At 47.0% G+C, this 21,155-nt stretch carries 17 protein-coding genes; 13 read left to right on the top strand and 4 right to left on the bottom strand.

All coding sequences use genetic code 11. The features are described 5' to 3' along the window. The first annotated feature begins 23 nt into the window (after positions 1-23). From purF to DW835_RS03850, 6 genes are all read left to right on the top strand, one after another. The gene (gene purF / locus DW835_RS03875; protein WP_022312303.1) at positions 24-1,475 is read left to right on the top strand and encodes an amidophosphoribosyltransferase; all 1,452 of its coding nucleotides are present in this window, start codon (positions 24-26) and stop codon (positions 1,473-1,475) included. Between the two features lie 227 nt (positions 1,476-1,702). Continuing rightward, positions 1,703-3,160, top strand: a complete 1,458-nt coding sequence (gene purB, locus DW835_RS03870) for an adenylosuccinate lyase (RefSeq protein WP_022312302.1) — start codon at positions 1,703-1,705, stop codon at positions 3,158-3,160. Between the two features lie 121 nt (positions 3,161-3,281). After that, positions 3,282-4,688, top strand: coding sequence for an amidophosphoribosyltransferase (locus DW835_RS03865; protein ID WP_022312301.1), 1,407 nt, complete (start codon positions 3,282-3,284; stop codon positions 4,686-4,688). Positions 4,689-4,948: 260 nt separating this feature from the next. Continuing rightward, positions 4,949-6,241 (top strand): adenylosuccinate synthase, encoded by a 1,293-nt coding sequence (locus tag DW835_RS03860; RefSeq protein ID WP_117466207.1) that lies wholly within the window; start codon positions 4,949-4,951, stop codon positions 6,239-6,241. Between the two features lie 274 nt (positions 6,242-6,515). Next, positions 6,516-7,424, top strand: a complete 909-nt coding sequence (locus DW835_RS03855) for a LysR family transcriptional regulator (protein ID WP_022312299.1) — start codon at positions 6,516-6,518, stop codon at positions 7,422-7,424. A 76-nt stretch (positions 7,425-7,500) separates the two neighbouring features. Further along, positions 7,501-8,106: an HAD family phosphatase gene (locus DW835_RS03850; RefSeq protein ID WP_118537323.1), complete on the top strand. Its 606-nt coding sequence runs from the start codon at positions 7,501-7,503 to the stop codon at positions 8,104-8,106. A gap of 285 nt (positions 8,107-8,391) precedes the next feature. Here DW835_RS03850 and DW835_RS03845 read toward each other — a convergent pair whose 3' ends face one another. Further along, complete coding sequence (locus DW835_RS03845) at positions 8,392-8,673, bottom strand: hypothetical protein (RefSeq protein ID WP_022312297.1); 282 nt, start codon at positions 8,671-8,673, stop codon at positions 8,392-8,394. A gap of 62 nt (positions 8,674-8,735) precedes the next feature. On the opposite strand from DW835_RS03845, the gene DW835_RS17900 reads away from it, so the two are divergent. Next, positions 8,736-8,885 carry a hypothetical protein gene (locus tag DW835_RS17900; RefSeq protein WP_182430227.1) on the top strand — a complete coding sequence of 50 codons (150 nt, stop codon included), beginning with the start codon at positions 8,736-8,738 and terminating at the stop codon, positions 8,883-8,885. On the opposite strand, the gene DW835_RS03840 is transcribed toward DW835_RS17900, so the two are convergent. Further along, the gene (locus DW835_RS03840; RefSeq protein ID WP_118730714.1) at positions 8,876-10,174 is read right to left on the bottom strand and encodes a hemolysin family protein; all 1,299 of its coding nucleotides are present in this window, start codon (positions 10,172-10,174) and stop codon (positions 8,876-8,878) included. The two genes, DW835_RS17900 and DW835_RS03840, sit on opposite strands and share 10 nt — an antisense overlap. A gap of 148 nt (positions 10,175-10,322) precedes the next feature. Here DW835_RS03840 and DW835_RS03835 point away from each other — a divergent pair, with 148 nt between their 5' ends. From DW835_RS03835 to secD, 4 genes are all read left to right on the top strand, one after another. After that, on the top strand, positions 10,323-10,703 hold the full coding sequence (locus tag DW835_RS03835; protein WP_117464731.1) for a TIGR04086 family membrane protein: 381 nt from the start codon (positions 10,323-10,325) through the stop codon (positions 10,701-10,703). A gap of 158 nt (positions 10,704-10,861) precedes the next feature. Continuing rightward, positions 10,862-11,005 carry a six-cysteine ranthipeptide SCIFF gene (gene scfA / locus DW835_RS03830; RefSeq protein WP_022154192.1) on the top strand — a complete coding sequence of 48 codons (144 nt, stop codon included), beginning with the start codon at positions 10,862-10,864 and terminating at the stop codon, positions 11,003-11,005. Between the two features lie 279 nt (positions 11,006-11,284). After that, on the top strand, positions 11,285-12,682 hold the full coding sequence (gene scfB, locus DW835_RS03825; RefSeq protein WP_117464732.1) for a thioether cross-link-forming SCIFF peptide maturase: 1,398 nt from the start codon (positions 11,285-11,287) through the stop codon (positions 12,680-12,682). Positions 12,683-12,698: 16 nt separating this feature from the next. Continuing rightward, entirely contained in the window at positions 12,699-14,960 is a 2,262-nt protein-coding gene (gene secD, locus DW835_RS03820) for a protein translocase subunit SecD (RefSeq protein ID WP_118668738.1), read from the top strand. A gap of 76 nt (positions 14,961-15,036) precedes the next feature. On the opposite strand, the gene DW835_RS03815 is transcribed toward secD, so the two are convergent. Further along, on the bottom strand, positions 15,037-15,876 hold the full coding sequence (locus DW835_RS03815; RefSeq protein WP_118668737.1) for an Rpn family recombination-promoting nuclease/putative transposase: 840 nt from the start codon (positions 15,874-15,876) through the stop codon (positions 15,037-15,039). A 213-nt stretch (positions 15,877-16,089) separates the two neighbouring features. Here DW835_RS03815 and recJ point away from each other — a divergent pair, with 213 nt between their 5' ends. Together recJ and DW835_RS03805 are read left to right on the top strand one after the other, a co-directional pair. After that, positions 16,090-17,853 carry a single-stranded-DNA-specific exonuclease RecJ gene (gene recJ, locus DW835_RS03810; protein WP_118668736.1) on the top strand — a complete coding sequence of 588 codons (1,764 nt, stop codon included), beginning with the start codon at positions 16,090-16,092 and terminating at the stop codon, positions 17,851-17,853. A 436-nt stretch (positions 17,854-18,289) separates the two neighbouring features. Then, entirely contained in the window at positions 18,290-18,967 is a 678-nt protein-coding gene (locus DW835_RS03805) for a YitT family protein (RefSeq protein ID WP_118668734.1), read from the top strand. Here the strand turns inward: DW835_RS03805 and DW835_RS03800 are convergent. Then, positions 18,957-21,104, bottom strand: coding sequence for a hypothetical protein (locus tag DW835_RS03800; RefSeq protein WP_118668733.1), 2,148 nt, complete (start codon positions 21,102-21,104; stop codon positions 18,957-18,959). The genes DW835_RS03805 and DW835_RS03800 overlap by 11 nt on opposite strands. Positions 21,105-21,155: the final 51 nt, after the last annotated feature.

Here is a 21,155-nt window from a genome sequence, read left to right as displayed (position 1 = left end):
GGCAGGAAAGGTAAGGCTTACAAGTGACGGACAACATTTATATTCAGACAGAAAATAATGACAAATTAAAGGAAGAATGTGGCGTTTTCGGCGTGTATGATTTCGACGGACACGACGTGGCATCCACGATTTATTACGGCCTTCTGGCATTGCAGCACAGAGGCCAGGAAAGCTGCGGTATTGCCGTCAGTGACACGAATGGGCCCAAGGGCAAAGTCTTAAGCAGCAAAGACATGGGACTGGTCAATGAGGCATTTACACCGGAACAGCTGGAGAAGTTAAAAGGTGACATCGGTGTGGGACATGTCCGCTATTCTACAGCGGGAGGATCCACCAGAGAGAATGCACAGCCTCTGGTACTGAATTATGTAAAGGGTACTCTGGGACTGGCCCATAACGGTAACCTGATCAATGCGCCGGAGCTTCGAAGAGAACTGGAGTATACCGGTGCTATTTTCCAGACCACCATTGATTCCGAGGTGATTGCTTATCATATTGCCAGAGAGCGTTTGAATTCCAAATCGGTAGAGGAAGCTGTGGGCAGAGCCATGACGAAGATCAAGGGAGCCTATTCCCTGGTGGTGATGTCTCCCAGAAAGCTGATCGGCGCCAGAGATCCTTATGGATTTAAGCCGTTATGCATCGGCAAGAGAGACAATGCGTATTTTCTGTCCAGCGAGACCTGCGCTCTGGATACGGTAGGTGCCGAGTTCGTCCGGGATGTGCTTCCCGGCGAGATCGTGACCATTTCCCCGGAGAAAGGAATTGAGTCCGATACCACCCATGTATTAAAGCCTGCGGAGACCGCCAGATGTATTTTTGAGTATATTTATTTCGCCAGACCCGACAGCTTTATCGACGGCGTCAGCGTATACGATTCCCGTATTCTGGCCGGAAAGTTCCTGGCTATGGATTCCCCGGTGGATGCGGATCTGGTCATCGGCGTACCGGAATCCGGCAACTGCGCAGCCATGGGATATTCCATGCAGTCGGGAATCCCTTACGGCATGGGCTTCGTGAAAAATGCCTATGTGGGCAGAACCTTCATCAAACCGAAGCAGAAGAGCAGAGAAAGCAGCGTTCAGGTCAAACTGAACCCTATCCGGGAAGCCGTGGAGGGCAAGCGTGTCATCATGATCGATGATTCCATTGTCCGCGGCACCACCTCCGACCGTATCGTAAAGATGTTACGGGAAGCCGGAGCCAAAGAGGTACATATGAGAGTCAGTTCACCGCCGTTTCTGTGGCCCTGCTATTTCGGCACAGACGTTCCGGCGAGAGACCAGCTGATCGCATATAACCGTTCCATCAAGGAGATCAGTGATCTGATCGGCACGGACAGCCTGGATTATCTGAAGATTGAGAGACTGGAAGAACTGGTGGGCGGTAATCTTGGCATCTGCAAGGGCTGCTTTACCGGAAAATACCCGATGGAACCGCCTGCGGAAGATATCCGCGGAGAATTTGACAAATAAACAATAACTATTCAGAAAACCGCAGAATAAGAAAAACTGATACGTCATGCCTGCATGTAAGTAGCAGTTTTCTTATTTGTAAGGTGACTCGAGTAGAGTCACCATCCCACACATGAACAAAATTAGCTGCGAAGCAGCGGGAAAGTATGAGAAGCATACGGTTTTGTGAATGTGAGGGATGGGTTTTGAATGGTTGCAATAAATTAGAAAATAAGAGGAGCAGACAAATGAGTACAGGTACAGACAGATATCAGAGCCCGTTATCCGAACGCTATGCAAGCAAGGAGATGCAGTATATTTTCTCCCCGGATATGAAATTCCGTACATGGAGAAAGCTGTGGATTGCACTGGCAGAGACGGAGAAAGAGCTGGGACTGTCCCAGGACGGTAAGCCCGTTATCACAGATGAGCAGATCGAGGAACTGAAGGCCCATGCTGAGGACATTAATTACGATGTGGCAAAAGAGCGTGAAAAACTGGTACGTCATGACGTTATGAGCCATGTGTATGCATACGGACAGCAGTGCCCCAAGGCAGCCGGAATCATCCATCTGGGCGCAACCTCCTGCTATGTGGGTGACAACACCGACATTATTGTGATGACCGAGGCACTGAAGCTTGTCAGAAAAAAGCTGATCAATGTTATGAAGGAACTGGCGGATTTCGCTGATAAGTATAAGGCACAGCCTACCCTGGCATTTACTCATTTTCAGCCTGCACAGCCTACAACCGTAGGCAAGAGAGCAACGCTGTGGTTACAGGAGTTCTCACTGGATCTGGAGGATCTGGATCACGTTCTGGGTACCATGAAGCTGTTAGGCTCTAAGGGAACCACCGGAACCCAGGCTTCTTTCCTGGAACTGTTCAACGGAGATCAGGAGACCATCGACAAGATCGATCCCATGATCGCAGCCAAGATGGGATTCAAGGAGTGCTATCCTGTATCCGGCCAGACTTATTCCCGCAAGGTGGATACCAGAGTAGCAAACGTGCTGGCCGGTATTGCGGCATCCGCTCATAAGATGAGCAATGACATCCGCCTGTTACAGCATCTGAAGGAAGTGGAAGAGCCGTTTGAGAAGAATCAGATCGGTTCCTCCGCAATGGCATATAAGCGTAATCCCATGAGAAGTGAGCGTATTGCTTCCCTGTCCCGTTATGTGATGGTGGATGCACTGAATCCCGCCATTACTTCCGCAACCCAGTGGTTCGAGAGAACGCTGGATGATTCTGCCAACAAGAGACTGTCTATTCCCGAAGGCTTTCTTGCCATCGATGGTATTCTGGATCTGTGCCTGAATGTGGTAGACGGACTGGTAGTATATCCGAAGGTAATTGAAAAACACATGATGAGCGAGCTTCCTTTCATGGCTACCGAGAATATTATGATGGATGCCGTAAAGTTAGGCGGCAACCGTCAGGAACTGCATGAGCGTATCCGTGAGCTTTCCATGGAGGCCGGACGCAATGTGAAGGTAGAAGGAAAAGAGAATAACCTCTTGGAGCTGATCGCCGCAGATCCCGCATTCCCCATGGGACTGGAGGAACTGAAAGCATCCATGGATCCGTCCAAGTATATCGGACGTTCCAAAGAGCAGGTGGAAGCTTTCCTGAAAAATGTGATCAGCCCGATCTTAGAGGCCAACAAGGACTTACTGGGTGTAAAGGCCGAGATCAACGTATAAACGTTTTCTGCTGAAGTAATTTGTGGAAACGAAAACTATTCAGAACCTCATTCATCGGTGATCTTTTGATGTTTACATGGCTCTGAATCGTTACAGAATGATAAGAAAGCAGGAGACGAAAATGGGTGGATTTTTTGGAGTCGCAGCAAAAGAAGACTGTGTGTTTGATCTGTTCTTTGGAACGGATTATCATTCCCATCTGGGAACCAGACGTGCCGGCATGGCAGTCTACAGCAAAGAAGAAGGTTACAACAGAGCCATTCACAACATAGAGAATGCACCGTTCCGTACGAAGTTCGACAAGGATGTCAATGAGATGCACGGACATCTGGGCATCGGCTGTATTTCCGATTTTGAGCCCCAGCCGCTGATGGTGCGTTCCCATCACGGAACTTATGCTATTACCACCGTGGGCAAGATCAACAATACGGATGCCATCATCAAGGATCTGTTTGCGAAGGGGCATTCTCATTTTCTGGAGATGAGCGGCGGTGACATCAATGCCACGGAGCTGGTGGCGGCCATTGTCAACCAGAAGGACAATCTGGTGGAGGGCATTCAGTACGCCCAGGAGATCATCGACGGTTCCATGACCTTACTGATCATGACACCCAAGGGAATCTATGCGGCCAGAGATAAGATGGGCCGTACTCCGGTGGCAGTAGGCAAAAAGGAGGGGGCTTATTGCGTCTCCTTTGAGAGCTTCGCTTATCTGAATCTGGGATACCAGCCCGTGAGAGAGCTGGGACCGGGAGAGATCGCCGTGGTGACACCGGAAGGTGTACGAACCCTGGTGAAGCCCGGCAAGGATATGAAGATCTGTACGTTTTTGTGGGTCTATTACGGATATCCGTCCTCATCCTATGAAGGCATCAGTGTAGAGAAGATGCGTTATCAATGCGGTGCCAAGCTGGCGGAGCGTGATAATGTAAAACCGGATATCGTAGCAGGAGTGCCGGATTCCGGTACCGCTCATGCAGTGGGATATGCCAACCGTTCGGGAATTCCTTTTTCCCGTCCGTTTATTAAGTATACCCCCACCTGGCCCAGGTCCTTTATGCCGACGATCCAGACCCAGAGAAATCTGATCGCAAAGATGAAACTGATCCCGGTACATGATCTGATCCAGGATCAGAGTCTGTTGTTGATCGACGATTCTATTGTCCGCGGCACACAGTTAAGAGAGACCACGGAATTCCTGTACCAGAGCGGTGCAAAGGAAGTACATATCCGTCCGGCCTGTCCGCCTCTGTTATATGGCTGCAAGTACCTGAACTTTTCCAGATCTTCTTCCGAGATGGATCTGATCACCCGCCGTGTGATCAAGGAGATTGAGCAGGAGGGCAGAGAAATCGATCTGAAGAACTATGTGAATCCCGATACTCCGGAATACGAGGAGATGGTAGGACGGATCTGCAAACAGCTGAAGTTCACCACATTGCAGTTTCAGAGATTGGATGATATGATTGAGTCCGTGGGCATCGGCAGAGAGAAGCTGTGCACCTACTGTTGGGACGGCAGAGAATAATGCGAAAAGAACTTCTAATCACTCAGAGCATAGGCTCTTTCGTGAAGAAGTTCTAAGTTTCGCATGGCAAAACGCTACGCGTTTTGAATATAGATGTAGGTTATATAAAATATAATAAATATTGATTTTACTTATACCACAAAGTGTTGTATACTGTAAAACGGTGTGAGAAAGAGAAGCAGGAGTTTCTTTGGATCACCCGGAACAAGATATTGGATGTAGATTTATCACAGAAACTGTGGTAAAGAATGGAGGAAAACATGGTAAAGGCAGTTGTAGGAGCCAACTGGGGCGACGAAGGAAAAGGAAAGATCACAGATATGCTGGCAGAGAAAGCGGACATTATCGTACGTTTTCAGGGCGGCGCAAATGCAGGACATACCATCGTGAACAATTATGGTAAATTTGCTCTGCACACCCTTCCTTCCGGTGTATTTTACAATCATACCACCAGCGTGATTGGTAACGGTGTGGCATTAAACATTCCGATCCTGATGAAAGAGATCAAGTCTATCACAGACAGAAATGTTCCCATGCCCAAGATTCTGGTGTCTGATCGTGCACAGATGGTAATGCCTTACCATATTTTATTTGATCAGTATGAAGAGGAGAGACTGGGCGGTAAGTCCTTCGGATCTACCAAGTCCGGTATCGCACCTTTCTATTCTGATAAGTATGCGAAGATCGGTTTCCAGGTAAGTGAGCTGTTTGATGAAGAACTGCTGCAGGAAAAAGTACAGCGTGTCAGTGAGATGAAGAATGTCATCTTAGAGCATCTGTATCACAAGCCCATGATCGATCCCGCAGAGCTGTTAAATACCCTGCATGAGTATCGCGATATGATCGCACCTTTTGTATGCGATGTATCCGCATTCTTAGATAAGGCACTGAAAGAGGGCAAGACCATTCTGTTAGAGGGCCAGTTAGGAACCATGAAGGATCCGGATCACGGAATTTACCCCATGGTAACTTCTTCCTCCACGTTGGCAGCTTACGGCGCCATCGGTGCAGGTATCCCTCCTTATGAGATCAAGCAGATCGTTACCGTAAGTAAGGCATATTCCTCTTCCGTAGGAGCAGGTGCTTTCGTATCTGAGATCTTCGGTGACGAAGCAGATGAATTACGTCACCGCGGCGGTGACGGTGGTGAATTCGGTGCAACTACCGGACGTCCCAGACGTATGGGATGGTTCGACTGTGTTGCCACCAAGTACGGCTGTCGTCTGCAGGGCGCTACCGATGTGGCATTTACCGTACTGGATGCACTGGGATATCTGGATGAGATCCCTGTATGTGTAGGGTATGAGATCGACGGTGAAGTTACCACTGATTTCCCTGTTACCTACAAGCTGGAAAAGGCAAAGCCCGTACTGAAAAAGCTCCCTGGCTGGAAGTGCGATATCCGCGGTATCCGCAACTTCGATGAACTGCCGGAGAACTGCAGAAAGTATGTGGAATTCATTGAGGAGCAGATCGGATTCCCTATCACCATGGTCAGCAACGGCCCGGGAAGGGAAGATATCATCTATCGTGAGAGTCCTTTGAAGAAATAAATGCTGTCAAATGCGGAGAGATAGGATAATCTTTGATGGAAAAAAATCTGTAAAATGTGAATGAGAATGGAAAGGGCATGGTGCTGGTATGAGATCAGCCCGTGTCCTTTTTAGTATACGATGAATCCGGCAGGAATTTTGATTACACAGTATCTGGCTGAATGCAAGCATTCGCAGAACGCAGTTTTGCATGGCTCTGAATAGTTACAGATTTTTACTGTGAAGGAACAAAAACCAGTGTCTGATAGTAATTTAGAGATGGAGACAGCGAGATATGATCAATAATCTGGAAGCGTATAAAGTATTTTATTATGTGGCAAAATGTGGGAGTGTGACCAAAGCGGCCGGGGAACTGTCAATTTCACAGCCGGCAGTCAGTCAGGCCATCAAGCAGCTGGAAAATACCCTGGATGCCGCCCTGTTCCACCGGGCGGCCAAGGGAGTACGGCTGACCAGTGAGGGAGAACTGTTGTATTCCTATGTGGCAAAAGGGTACGAACAGATCGAAATGGGTGTGAAGAAGGTTCACCAGATGCAGAATATGGAACTGGGAGAAGTCCGCATCGGTGCCAGCGATATGACATTGCAGTTTTATCTGCTTCCCTATCTGGAAAAGTTCCATGAACAGTACCCCGGGATCAAGGTGATCGTCACCAATGCGCCGACACCGGAGACATTGAATTATTTAAGAGAGGGACACATTGACTTCGGAATTGTCAGTACGCCGTTTCCGGAGAGACCTGATATTCAGATGATACCGGTGCGGGAGATTGAGGATGTCTTCGTGGCGGGAAGAAGATTTTTCAGCTACAAGAACCGGACGCTGGATTTTCAGAAACTGGAAAGTCTGCCTCTTATTTTCCTGGAGAAAAATACCAGCAGCCGCAGCTACATGGATGAATTTCTGGCGGGAAACGGGGTATATGTGCAGCCGGAGTTCGAACTGGCCACCAGCGATATGATCGTACAGTTTGTGAGACGAAATCTGGGTGTTGGCTGTGTGATGCGGGATTTTGCCAGAGATTATGTGGAATCCGGCTTGCTTTTCGAACTTAGATTCAATAAAATAATACCGAAGCGTCAATTCTGTGTCGTTAGGAACACGAAGATGCCTATGGCTCCGGCGGCGGAGAAACTGTTGGAGATCATGGAGCTGGACAGACAGGAAGAAGCGAAGATATAAAAGTGACGGCAAAAAGAGGATATACCGGCGGAAACGGAACTGCTTTGACTAGTAAAACGAATAGGAGAGAAGAGTTATGATACGCAATATAATTTTTGACATTGGCAATGTGTTGACAGACTATCGCTGGGAGGGATTTCTGGCGGACAAGGGATTTGATGCGGAAATGATCAAAAAAATCGCAAAGGCATCTATTATGCATCCGCTGTGGGCAGAGTATGACCGCGGTACCTGGACGGACGAGCAGGTTCTGGCTGCATTTGTAAAGGATGCACCGGAACTGGAGAAAGAACTGCATCAGGCGTTCGAGAATATCGCTGGCATGGTAACCCCCAGAGCTTACGCTATTCCCTGGTTACAGGAACTGAAAGCAAAGGGATACCATGTGTATTATCTGTCCAACTTCTCACACAAGGCAGAGACAGAATGTGCGGAAGCGTTGAATTTTCTGCCGGAGATGGAAGGTGGCATCCTGTCCTACAAGGATCAGCTGATCAAGCCCGAACCGGAGATCTACCAGCTGCTTCTGAAACGCTATGGATTAAAGGCAGATGAGAGCGTTTTCCTGGATGATACGCTGATGAATGTGAAGGCGGCCGAAGAACAGGGTATCAACGGCATCCACTTCCTGGCCAAAGAGCAGGCGGAAGAGGAACTGCGTAAGCTCGGCGTGGACTGCTAAATGGTTCGTAGCGGAGGGAGCCTTAGACCGGACGAACTCCCAGAGCGGCAGAAGGCCCTCAGGCAGATATCTGCCTGAGGGCTTTCTGCCACTTCGGGAGTTCTGTTTGTATTCAAAACGCCAATTTCTACGAAAAAAATACAAAAACATAAGATTTTGCTATGTAAAAAGTCTCTATTTTCGCTACACAAGCAAAATAAAGAAATTCCGTACAAAAAATCCTGATTTCGGAACTTTTTTGTACGGAATTCGTTGTTTTGGGGCTTTTTGCACCAAACTAACTTGCTATTTATTTTCGTTCTCCTTTTCTTCCGGATGGAAGTCTGCGAAGGTGGAGCGGTTTGTCAGTTTTCCAAACATCCAGGTGTAGATCCAGATGAGAAGAGGGATGGCCACGGTGGCTAGCAGGCAGGTGGCGAATAGCGCGTGGCTGGCGGAGCTGTCGAAGATCGCCGCAAAAAGCGTCACGACATATAAAAGCACCAGCAGAATAATTCCAATGATCGCGAAGATCTGTTTGGAAGTCATTTTTGTTTTCTTGTTTTGTGTATTTTTATCCTGTGACATTTGTATTCCTTTCGTTATTCCCATTCATAATTCACAAAAGAGCGTAAGTGCCAGTGCGGTTTGTGGATCTCAAAAGAGCGGAAGTGCCGGTGAAGTTCGTGGACCTCAAAAGAGCGGAAGTGCCGGTGCGGTTCGTGGATCTCAAAAGCTGCGGGAGTGCCAGAACTGTCCGTGTGCCTCAGGGACTGCGGAACCGTCAGAGTTATTCGTGATTCTCAGAGGTCTCGGAACTGTGTTCCACATGTTCTTCGTTGGGTTCTGGAATCGTCATCAGTACCTTGATGATACGGTTCTGGTCGATACCCTGTACCTTCAAGTGAATACCGTTCTCCAGGGTAACTTCCTCACCATCCTCCGGCAGACGATCCAGACAGTCGATGATCAGACCGCCGATGGAGTCATAATCTTCACTGGTCAGATTTGTTCCAAGAACGTCGTTGATGTCATCCAACTTCATGCTGCCTTCCACCAGATAAGTATCTTCTGACATCTTCTGGATCAGTTCTTCCTCGTCCTCATCGTATTCGTCACGGATCTCACCGACGATTTCTTCTAACAGATCCTCCAGAGTGATCATACCAACGGTAGCACCGTATTCATTCAATACGAAAGAGACATTGGTGGTCTTTTCCCGCATCTCATACATGAGGTCTGCGATTTTCTTGTACTCGTAAGTATAGTAAGCATCACGCAAAATGTTTCCCACATGGAAAGCACTCTGATCCTCCGTCAGGATAAAGTCCTTGATATTGATCAGACCGATAATATTGTCCTTGTCATCCTCATAGACCGGAAGTCTCGTATACATGGAATCCCGGAAGACTTCCAGAACATCGTCATAGCTGGCATCCAGGCTGACGGTCACCATATTGATGCGTGGAATCATGATATCCTTGGCGTGGGCATCGGAGAAATCGAACACGTTGTAGATCAGCTTGCGTTCCTCGGATTCGATGACACCGTCCTCATGACTGACGTCCACGTAGGTTTTCAGCTCGCTTTCAGTCATGGTGCTGGCTTTTTTGTTGGGATCGATATGTAACAGCTTCATGATACCGTGGGACAGCAGATCCACAATGAAGATGACTGGCGTGAGCACCTGCATCAGAAAATAGATTACATTGCAATATGTCAGGGCCAGCTTCTCAGAATACAGTATTGCCCAGGTCTTGGGTACGATTTCGCCGCAGAGCAGCACGACAATGGTCAGAACACCGGTTGCGATACCTACAGCCAGATTGATTCGCATAGCTAATGTTGTTGCCAGGGAAGATGCAGTCAGATTGACAATATTGTTGCCGATCAGAATGGTACTGATCATTTTACTGTAATTGTCCAGGACTTTGTTGACGCGTGCAGCACGCTTGCTGCCTTCCTCTTCCAGGGTACGCATCCGTACACGGTTGACCGTGGACAGCGCAGTCTCGGCAGAAGAGAAAAAGCCGGATAGAAAAATCAGAATTACGATAGAAACAAGTTGTATGACACCAGAGGTATCCAAAAAAGTTCACTCCTTCTTAAATAATAGTAGTAGGCATAAGCCCCATTTATAAGTTATTAAGCAACAATATACAATAGGACAGGAATAGTTGTCAAGTTTTCCGAATGATTTGAATATATATTTTACATAGGTAAAAAGGAGGAGCAACATGGAAAAAAGAGGCGAGAGAAAAGAAGGGGTTCCGGTGCTTGCACTGGCAAAATGTCTGCTGGCATCCTATGTGCTGACACTGTTGCTTTTATGTCTGTTGGCACTTTTATTGTATAAATTGCATTTGACGGAAGGAATGGTGACCATTGCAATCTCGGCTATTTATGTCGTAACTACCTTTATGGCGGGATTTTTGGCAGGAAAAAAGATGGAGACGCAGAAGTTTCTTTGGGGAGCACTGCTAGGGGCAGCATATTTCGTGATACTGGCGGTGGTATCCGTATTGATCAAAACGCCGGAAACTGCATTGGGCAATTCCTTCTGGACCACAATGGTATTGTGTGTGGCCGGGGGGACACTGGGCGGTATGCTGGGGTAAAATACAGAAATGGACAGGAATTTAACGGTTTTTGAGAAAAAAAGCTTTTACAAATGCCAAATACATGATATAATGAGCAAAAATGAGTTGCGTGTCTGTATGTTTATATACACGCTGGCGTCTATAGGCGCTTTGAAATCATAAGGAGGCTATTTTTAATGAAGCATATTAAGACTTTAACAACCAGAGATTTAAAGGAATCTATGAAAAAGGGCGGCTGCGGTGAGTGCCAGACTTCCTGCCAGTCTGCATGTAAGACTTCCTGCACTGTAGGAAACCAGAGTTGTGAAAAGATTAAATAATCTAAGAAATTGAGAAGAGACTAACGTAAGCAGCGATTCAGGTCGCTGCTTATTCTCTGTTAACTATTCGGAGCCGAATTTGACAGCGTATTCTTCGTCGGATGCTTGCATACGTAAGAGGATACGTCCGGCAAAATACGGCGAAGTAACCACATGAGCAAATAACATGCAGGCATGTTATTCAGGAAAGTCCGGAGGACGATTTTACGAATGGGGTTCCGAATAGTTAATGTTAATGTGTTTTAAGCAATAAGAAGTAGAAAGAAGAGGAATAGAACTGTGATACACCAGTATAAGAGCAACGGCTATAATATCGTTATGGATGTGAACAGTGGTTCTGTCCATGTGGTAGATGATATTGTGTATGATATGATCCCGCTGGTAGAGCCTCTGGTAACGGAAGGCATCAAGGATGCGGATACTATCAAGGCCGCCGTACTGAATCTTGCAAATATCCCCTATCCCCAGGAAGAGATCACCGAAGCGGTGGACGAGGTCCTGGAGCTGGAGAAGGCAGGACAGCTGTTTGCTCCCGATATTTATGAGAATTACATTTTTGATTTTAAGAAGCGCCAGACCGTAGTCAAGGCACTGTGCCTGCACATTGCCCATGACTGTAACCTTGCCTGCAGATATTGCTTTGCGGAAGAGGGTGAGTACCACGGCAGAAGAGCGCTGATGAGCTTTGAGGTCGGCAAAAAGGCACTGGATTTCCTGGTAGCCAATTCCGGCAACCGTGTGAACCTGGAAGTGGATTTCTTCGGCGGTGAACCACTGATGAACTGGGATGTGGTAAAGCAGCTGGTAGAATACGGCAGAAGCTTAGAGAAGTCCAACAATAAAAAGTTCCGTTTTACCCTGACTACCAATGGTATCTTATTAAATGATGAGATCCTGGAGTTCGTGAATAAGGAAATGGGTAATATCGTGCTGAGTATCGATGGACGTAAGGAGATCAACGACAAGATGCGTCCTTTCCGTGGCGGACAGGGCAGCTATGACATCATTGTTCCCAAGTTCCAGAAGGTAGCGGAGAGCAGAGACCAGATGAACTATTATGTGCGTGGTACGTTCACCCACAATAATCTCGATTTCTCCAAGGACGTTCTGCATCTGGCAGATCTGGGATTCAAACAGATCTCCGTGGAGCCCGTTGTGGCACAGCCTACGGATGATTATGCCATCAGAGAAGAGGATCTTCCGATCTTAAAGGAAGAATACGATAAACTGGCAGTAGAAATGATCAAGCGTAAGAAAGAGGGCAAGGCTTTCAATTTCTTCCACTTTATGATCGATCTGCAGGGCGGTCCCTGCGTAGCCAAGAGACTCTCCGGCTGCGGATCCGGTACCGAATATCTGGCGGTTACTCCCTGGGGAGACTTGTATCCCTGCCATCAGTTCGTGGGTAACGAGAAGTTCCTCATGGGCAATGTGGATACCGGTGTGGTAAGAGATGATATCCGTGACGAGTTCAAATGCTGTAATGTCTATGCAAAGGACAAGTGTAAGAAGTGTTTTGCCAAGTTCTATTGCAGCGGCGGATGTGCTGCGAACTCCTATAATTTCCATGGCAATATCAATGATGCGTATGACATCGGCTGTGAGCTGCAGAGAAAGCGTATCGAATGTGCTATCATGCTGAAGGCTGCGGAAGCAGCAGAAGCTTCAGAAGAATAGAAAGGACAAAGGAAAGATGAAAAAAAGTAAAGCAATCATCATTCTGCTCTGCGCCCTTCTGGTCCTGCTGGGTGTCGGCTATGTGGATCTTTATGGCGTAGATGCGGAAGGAACTGCCAGTGCTTCAGACATCAGTCTGGGACTGGATCTGGCCGGTGGTGTCAGTATCACTTATCAGGTGGTAGGCGATGAAGAGCCGGATGCAACGGACATGGCAGATACTATTGCCAAGCTGCAGAAGCGTGTTGAGAACTACAGTAAAGAGGCTATTGTATACCAGGAGGGTACCGATCGTATCAATATCGAGATTCCCGGTGTAACAGATGCCAACAAGATCCTGGAAGAGCTGGGACGTCCCGGTTCCCTGTATTTCATTGCAGAGACAGACAAGGACGGCAATGCGAACTACTCTATGCAGGCAGTAACCGATGCACAGGGCAATGTAAGCTATGCGTACGCTCTGAATAAGACCATCGATGAACTGAAGGCAGATGGATCCATCATGCTGGAGGGTACAGATGTCAAGACTGCTACCGCAGGATCTATCAAGGACCAGACGATGGGCAATTCCACTTATGCGGTAGATCTGGTGATGACGGAGGAAGGCACTAAGAAGTTTGAAGAGGCTACCAGAAATGCTTACGAGAAGGGCGAGACCCTGGGTATCTACTATGATGGATCCTTTGTAAGTGTTCCTTCCGTAAAAGGTGTGTTCTCCGATGGTAATGCACAGATCTCTCCTATGAACTCCTATGAAGAGGCAGAGAGCCTGGCTTCCACCATCCGTATCGGTGGACTGAAGCTGGAGCTGGAAGAGCTGCATTCCAAGGTAGTTGGCGCACAGTTGGGTGTGGAAGCAATCTCCACCAGTTTAAAAGCAGCTGTGATCGGATTTATCGTAGTGGCTGTTTTCATGATCGCAGTATATTTTCTGCCCGGATTTGCTTCTGTCATTGCACTGGGTATTTATGTGGCATTGGTAGTATTGCTGCTGAACGGCTTTGACCTGACCCTGACCCTGTCCGGTATCGCAGGTATCATCCTGTCCATCGGTATGGCAGTGGATGCCAACGTTATCGTATTTGCCCGTATCCGTGAGGAACTGGCAACAGGCAAGACTGTTAAGAGTGCCATGCAGATCGGTTATGACAAGGCGCTGTCCGCTATCATTGACGGTAATGTGACTACCCTGATCGCAGCAGCAGTGCTGTGGCTGTTAGGTCCCGGTACTGTCAAGGGATTTGCACAGACCCTGGCACTGGGTATCGTTTTATCCATGTTCACTGCACTGGTAGTGACCAAGTACATTATGAAAGCTTTCTATGCACTGGGATTAAAGGATCCTAAGTGGTATGGTGTAGGTAAGGAACACAAGACTGTGAATTTCCTCGGCAAGAAGGGTATTTTCTTCGGATTGTCTCTGGCAGTGATCGCTGTTGGATTTATCACCATGGGTGTCTACAAGATGAACACCGGAGATGCACTGAATTACAGCCTGGAGTTCAAGGGTGGTACCGCAACTACTGTCACTTTTGATAAGAGCTATACGCTGGAAGAGATCAACAGCGAGATGGTACCTCTGATCGAGAGCACCACCGGCAGTGCAGTTCAGATCCAGACCGTACAGGGCTCCAACGAAGTTATCTTCAAGACCGGTTCTCTGGATGTGGATCAGAGACAGGCACTGAATCAGATGTTCGTGGATAATTTTGGCGTGGATGAGACGCTGATCACCTCCGAGACCATCAGTTCCACCATCAGTAATGAAATGAAGTCCGATACGATCCTGGCAGTAGCAGTAGCAATCATCTGCATGCTGATCTATATCCGCTTCCGTTTCAGCGACATCCGTTTCGGTGTCAGCAGTATTGCCTGTCTGCTTCACGATGTGCTGGTAGTGATCACCTTCTACGCACTGGCAAGAGTATCCGTCAGCAATACTTTTATCGCGTGTCTGCTGACCATCGTAGGTTACTCTATCAACGCCACCATCGTAATCTTCGATCGTGTACGTGAGAACATGGCAGTCATGACCAAAAAGGATGACCTGCAGGATGTTGTAAACCACAGCATCACCCAGACACTGTCCCGAAGCTTATTTACCTCCCTGACCACTCTGGTAATGGTAGGTGCGCTGTATATCTGGGGCGTGACCAGTATCCGCGATTTCGCACTGCCTCTGATGGTAGGTATCATCTGTGGTGCTTATTCTTCCGTATGTATTGCAGGTGCCCTGTGGTATGTACTGAGAAAGAAGTTTGCGCCGAAGGCAAAATAAGATTTCAGATAGTAGAATGGAATCAAAAAAGGAGTCGGAACGAAATGTTCCGGCTCCTTTTAAAGTTAAGTTATGGTTATACATTCTGCTGCAAACTGGCAAGTTCCTTTTTCAGAGCTTCGATCTCAGCGTCTTTGGCGGCATTATCGGCAGTCAACTTATCATTATCAGTCGTCAAAGTATCAATCTTTTTCAACAGATACTGTTCCTGAAGCTCTGCGTCCATTCGTGCCTGACAACGTTGTCTGACCATGTCATCCGCATTCAGATTATATAAAGTCTTTGTCGCTTCCATCAGGTATTCATCATTTTTAGCAGTCATAAGAATTTCCTCCCATGAAATAGACCGGAATAAAGCAGCCCATTTGTCAATACCATATGCTTTGTCAGCATCGGTAGCCAATTCTATATGCTTTAAGTCTACCACAGATAGTGTGAGTTTGTCACTATATTCAAAATGATCCTTAAGATTCAGTAACCGATATGTAGCATAGAACTCAGGGCGTTCCGGGAACAGGGTGTAGTCTAAAAAACCAATGTGTATCACAGGTTTTAATTCAGAATAATTTTGCCCTTTATTTAGTTGATCAAAGTTACGGCACAGATAACTCAGAGAACGCTCCGGCCAGTTGTAGAGGTTATTTACCTGCATTTCCAAATTTATGAGAGCATTATTGTTCAACAAGACATTGGTATCAAGAATAAAATCTTTGTCTTCAATGGTTGCACCTAAGGCGATTGGATTGGTAATGGTGACGGACTTAATTGCGGACGGTGGCAGATGGAGCAGAGAACTGATGAGACCGGTCAGAGCTTTTTGACTTAGCTGCAGGGCTGCGCGGAACATATAGTCATTGCGGAAACCGTAGTCAATAGGACCGGTAAGGTTCATGGAAAATACTTGTTTGTGTTTCATAGGCAGAATCCTCCTTAGTGTAATTAAAAGTTACTTGAAAAAATGGCGAAACGCCAGATATCAGAAATTTAATATAGAAATTGGATTGACTATAGCATAAAAAGAGAAGATGCACAAGGCTTTTTTTCATGCTATAATAAGCCATGTGTCTGTATAGAATGAAAGATTCTTATAGGCATAAATATTTCCAAATGTTACAAAGCAGGAGAATCTATGGAAAAATGGTATGTAGCCGCAAAAAAGGCAGATTTTGATAAATGGGCGAAGGAATTTCATATCAGTCCGGTGACGGCGAGAATCCTAAGAAACCGGGATCTGACGGAAGAGAGTGAGATACAGAAGTTCCTCTACGGGAAACTGGAAGATTGTTATTCTCCCTGGCTGTTAAAGGATATGGATAAGGCAGTGGAGGAAATTCTAAAAGCGGTAAGGGAAGGGCTGCATATCCGGGTCATCGGGGATTATGATGTGGATGGAATCTGTTCTTCCTATATTCTGACCAAAGGTTTTCAGATGCTGGGGGCTCAGGTGGACACGGCTATTCCCCACAGAATCCATGACGGCTATGGATTGAACGAGCATCTGATCGAAGAGGCCAAAAGAGAAGGTGTCGGTATGATCGTGACCTGCGATAACGGAATTGCAGCGGCACCCCAGATCGCAATGGCAAATTCTCTGGGCATGCGGGTGATCGTTACGGATCATCATGAAGTTCCATATATAGAAGAAAACGGAGAGCGGAAGGAACAGCTGCCTCCGGCGCTGGCAGTGATGGATCCCAAGAGAGCAGACGATACGTATCCTTTTTCCGGCATTTGTGGTGGCGTGGTAGCACTGAAACTGATCCAGGCGATCAAGGAAAAGACAGGAAATCCGGGACTTGTAAATATTCAGGAGGAGTTACTGGAATTTGCGGCACTGTCTACCGTATGCGATGTTATGGAGTTAAAAGATGAGAATCGCATTCTGGTGAAGGAAGGGTTGAAGCGTATCCAGAAGGGATATAACGAAGGCTTGAAGGCGCTGATGGAAGTGAATGATATTGCGCCAGATCGGCTGAGCGCCTATCATCTGGGATTTGTGCTGGGACCCTGCCTGAATGCCACGGGAAGACTGGATACTGCCAAACGGGCATTGGAACTGCTGCAGAGCTTTACCAGGGCGGATGCCATGACTGCGGCGAGAGAGCTGAAAGACCTGAATGAGAGCCGCAAGCACCTGACAGTACAGGGAATTCAGAGAGCGGATGAGTATATTCAGGAACATCATATTGCAGAAGATAAAGTTATGGTGATCTATCTGCCGGAGGTACATGAGAGCATTGCCGGTATTATTGCCGGAAAAGTCAGAGAAAAATACCATCATCCGGTCTTCATTCTGACCAAGGGAGAAGATGGAGTTAAGGGTTCCGGACGATCCATAGAAGCCTATCACATGTATGATGCCATGACGCAGGTAAAAGAGTATTTTACCAAGTATGGCGGTCATAAGCTGGCAGCAGGCCTTTCCATGCGAGAAGAGGATATTGAACCGCTGAGAGCTGCTTTGAATAAAAAATGCACTTTGACGGAGGATGATTTTATTCCGAAAGTACATATCGATGTGGCAATGCCCATGGGGTATGCGGATGATGCGCTGGCGGGAGAGTTTGCCCTGTTGGAGCCTTTCGGCACCGGGAATCCACGTCCTTTGTTTGCCCAGAAGGGGCTGGTTTTTCAGGCGGGCTTTAAAATGGGTGCCAACAAGACCTGTGCCAGATTCCGGGTGAAGACACCGGAGGGTACGACACAGACGGTGGTATTTTTTGGAGATCTGGAGAAACTGGGAGCTTTCCTGGATGAAAAATACGGTGTTGGAAGTGAAGAGGTACTTTATGCCGGGAAAGGGAATTTCCCATTGTCCGTGGTATATCAGGTCAGCCAGAATACCTATAAGGGGAAAACAGAAGTACAGTTCGTCATGCAGAACTATTGTTAAATTTTTTATTTTTTGAACACAAAATGTACACATTTTCTCTGTAATATGTATTTCAGATAGTTGATGAACTCACTATCTCCCCCCCTCATAAGAAACCGAAAAGCCTTAGGTACGATGCCTGAGGCTTTTTGGTGTCCGGAGAGAAACTTACCGCAGTTTATAAAACCTCAAGACACATTTTAGAATTAAGTTAGAATTCGTACACACTCTGTACACATTTACCCTGTAATATGTATTTCAGATAGTTGATGAACTCACTATCTCCCCCCCCTCATAAGAAAATCGGAAAGCCTCAGGCGCAACAGCCTGGGGCTTTCCGATGTCTGGAAAAGCAAAATAGTTTCCGATAATGCTTGACACCACTCGGAAGTTATGGATTATAATATAAAAATATGGATAAAAATTATAAAAATATAGAAGGAATAGCAGTACAAAAATGAAAACACAGATTTACGAATGGAGACAGGCACTGAAAAATATTACCTTAAAAAATTGTGCCATAACTTTGTTGGGAAGTTTTATTCTGGCATTTGGATTATATAACGTGCACTCCATCTCCGGAGTGACGGAGGGTGGTGTGCTGGGAGCCACGTTGCTGTTGGAGCATTGGACAGGAATCTCTCCGGCGTTTACCGGAGGGATTATGAATATTTTATGTTATATCCTGGGATGGAAGCTGTTAGGCAAGGAATTTATCGCCTATTCGGCTCTGGCTACCGCAGGATTCTCAGGAACCTATAAAATCTGCGAGCAATTTCCTCATCTGTGGCCGGAACTGGCAAATATGCCCCTTCTGGCAGCACTGGTGGGAGCATTGTTCGTCGGTGTCGGTGCCGGACTGTGCGTGCGCATCGGCGGAGCCCCCAGCGGAGATGATGCCCTGGCCATGAGTATTTCCCATGCTACCGGCTGGAAGATCCAGTGGGTGTATCTGATGTCGGATCTGATCGTACTGGTAATGTCCTTAAGCTACATTCCGGTGAGACGTATCGGATATTCGTTGTTTACCGTGCTTATGTCCGGACAGCTGATCGGCCTGATCCAGAAATCCGGAAGTGCATCCCACAGTGATGCGGAGGGTCTTGCGACTTCCAAGTGTGAAATTATGGATTGATCTGGTAAATCTGAATTTCTCCGTTGTCAAAGATACAGGGCCAGGCGGAACGGAAGTAGTTTTCATCGACAGCGTAACTTGCCCGTTCCCAGGAAGAGACTTCAATATAATCGATGTCGTAAGTACGGATCAGATCTGCAGAAACAGCGGGAGTCTCATAAATTGTCCGGAAATCTTCGTGATATTCTGTGTGATAGAGACCGTGCATTGCCAAAAAGGTTCCCGCCCCGTTTAATACATTGCGCCCTGCAAGGGCGGCAATTTCATTTACATGCCTGTTGTTGGTAAGAAAACGGGATGTGGGAGAGGTATTTTGCTCGACGAATGCTGCAGCTTCCACCTGTGCGGAAGAATAAGCGGTATAATCGGATATTACCTCTCTGCACAGGGTCAGAACGGCAGAAAAGGTGCAAAGAAATACCATGCCGATCATGCAGAGGTATCGTGAAGAGGCTTTTTTCAGAGAACGCAGGAAATCAATTCCGTAATCGGCACTGAGGCAGCAGACAAATATATAAGTTATATATAATAGTTTATTATTGTCATATGTGTTAGGGGTGAAGGAAATGATTTCCACAACAAACCACAGGAGAAATGCCCCGGACATCACATCAAAATCTTCTTTTTTACAATGAATCATGGCAGGGACGAACAATAGCAGGATCGCACCCCAGTTTTTCAGATAAAACCACAAATAAGTATCGCCCTGATTTCCCCAGTTAAAATGCCCCAGCAAAAAGCCGGATTGCGTTGTCTGGCCAAAAGTCCATTCCAATAACTGCGGAAGTGCAAGAAGCAGAAGCACACCAAAGAAAACTCCCCAGGTGGTCAAAAACTTCTGCAGTGTATCATTGTTTGTACTTTTACCGGAAAAGCACCGGTACAGTAAGGACAGACCGTATAGCACGAGGGATGCCGCAACAAGGATGCCAAAACGAAAGAGCAGTACAGGTGCAACGGCAGCAGAACTTTCGTTCAGAATTTCCAGAAGAATCATACAGGTCACGAAACATCCGAGCAGAACGGCTCCCGGATGCGCTACCGGGGAAGTATTATGCGGCACGGACCGGTAAAGGCACAGCAACATCCAACAGGCACTTAAGATCAGGATGGCAACGAAAGAATGGGTATGGATCATAGGTAATGTCCCTGCCAGGATACCGGCAGGGAGAAAACATTCTTTTTCCCCGTTCCGGATGGCCCGAAGCAGCAGCCAGATGGCACAGAACAGGACCGCATAGCCAAAGAGTGTTGCACGCTGTGGCAGGAGCATATCTGCGATGATATTGACCCAGCGGATATTCCGGTCGACCAGATTGGTGGGGGTAGTGTAATAGCCGGTAAAAATATCACTGAATTTATAACCGCCTTCTCTGCTCCAGTCAATGAAATATACGAAGCCAAGACCGCCGTTATAGAAAAATAAGACCCAGGCAGCCAGAGATTTGGCGCGATCATGGAACAGAACATCGGCAATGGCATAAAATCCCGTTATGACCTGGAAAAAGGCAAAATACATAGGGAGCATATAAGCATAGCGCAGGGATGCACCAAACAGGTAAATACTGGAAGAAATACTGTCGCACAGGAAAGGATAGCAGAGCTTATCCCAGGGAGAGATGGAGTAGTAAGGAGGGAAGGTCTGTTGATTGGCAATACTTGTAATGATTCCCAGGTGCATCTGCAGATCCCCATAAGTACACTGCCCCACATGAAGACCGTCGTTCTTCGGCAGGATGGTGTGGGTGGATAACAAAATACAAAACAGAACAAAGGTACCGCCTGCCAGCAGAAGAAAGGCATAATTTCTGCGCAACAGCTGCCGGTAGTCTTTGGTGGGAGCAGTCGAAGATACTGCCGTGGCAGGATGGTAAAAGACATATAGCAGGACCAGAGAAATGACTACGAAAAGCAGAGCCATAATATGAGCTGTCATGGAAAAACCGAAGAAGAAGGCAAACAGAGCAGGAATCCACTGCAACAGAACAGAGCCGGATACACTGCCGGTCAGCAGATGGAACAGAAGTCCCTTTTTAGGAAAAATACGTTTTATGTACAGAAACCCCACACATTGAAATAGAAGAAAAGAAAGTGTGCCAAGGATATTTCCGAATGCAGATCCATAGAAACCGTTCATGAGAATTCCCCCTTAAATAAAAATCAGTAATATTATACCATTGCTTCGGAA

Origin of the sequence: Clostridium sp. AM34-9AC (assembly GCF_003480225.1) — a bacterium.
In the GTDB taxonomy this organism is placed as follows: Bacteria; Bacillota; Clostridia; order Lachnospirales; family Lachnospiraceae; genus Acetatifactor; species Acetatifactor acetigignens.
This window is presented reverse-complemented; position numbering and strand designations above follow the sequence as displayed.

Coding starts and splice junctions, on each gene's coding strand:
- purB (WP_022312302.1), top strand. CDS start 1,703: ATGAGTACAGGTACAGACAGATATCAGAGCCCGTTATCCGAACGCTAT.
- DW835_RS03865 (WP_022312301.1), top strand. CDS start 3,282: ATGGGTGGATTTTTTGGAGTCGCAGCAAAAGAAGACTGTGTGTTTGAT.
- DW835_RS03860 (WP_117466207.1), top strand. CDS start 4,949: ATGGTAAAGGCAGTTGTAGGAGCCAACTGGGGCGACGAAGGAAAAGGA.
- DW835_RS03855 (WP_022312299.1), top strand. CDS start 6,516: ATGATCAATAATCTGGAAGCGTATAAAGTATTTTATTATGTGGCAAAA.
- DW835_RS03850 (WP_118537323.1), top strand. CDS start 7,501: ATGATACGCAATATAATTTTTGACATTGGCAATGTGTTGACAGACTAT.
- DW835_RS03845 (WP_022312297.1), bottom strand. CDS start 8,673: ATGTCACAGGATAAAAATACACAAAACAAGAAAACAAAAATGACTTCC.
- DW835_RS03835 (WP_117464731.1), top strand. CDS start 10,323: ATGGAAAAAAGAGGCGAGAGAAAAGAAGGGGTTCCGGTGCTTGCACTG.
- scfA (WP_022154192.1), top strand. CDS start 10,862: ATGAAGCATATTAAGACTTTAACAACCAGAGATTTAAAGGAATCTATG.
- secD (WP_118668738.1), top strand. CDS start 12,699: ATGAAAAAAAGTAAAGCAATCATCATTCTGCTCTGCGCCCTTCTGGTC.
- DW835_RS03815 (WP_118668737.1), bottom strand. CDS start 15,876: ATGAAACACAAACAAGTATTTTCCATGAACCTTACCGGTCCTATTGAC.
- recJ (WP_118668736.1), top strand. CDS start 16,090: ATGGAAAAATGGTATGTAGCCGCAAAAAAGGCAGATTTTGATAAATGG.
- DW835_RS03805 (WP_118668734.1), top strand. CDS start 18,290: ATGAAAACACAGATTTACGAATGGAGACAGGCACTGAAAAATATTACC.
- DW835_RS03800 (WP_118668733.1), bottom strand. CDS start 21,104: ATGAACGGTTTCTATGGATCTGCATTCGGAAATATCCTTGGCACACTT.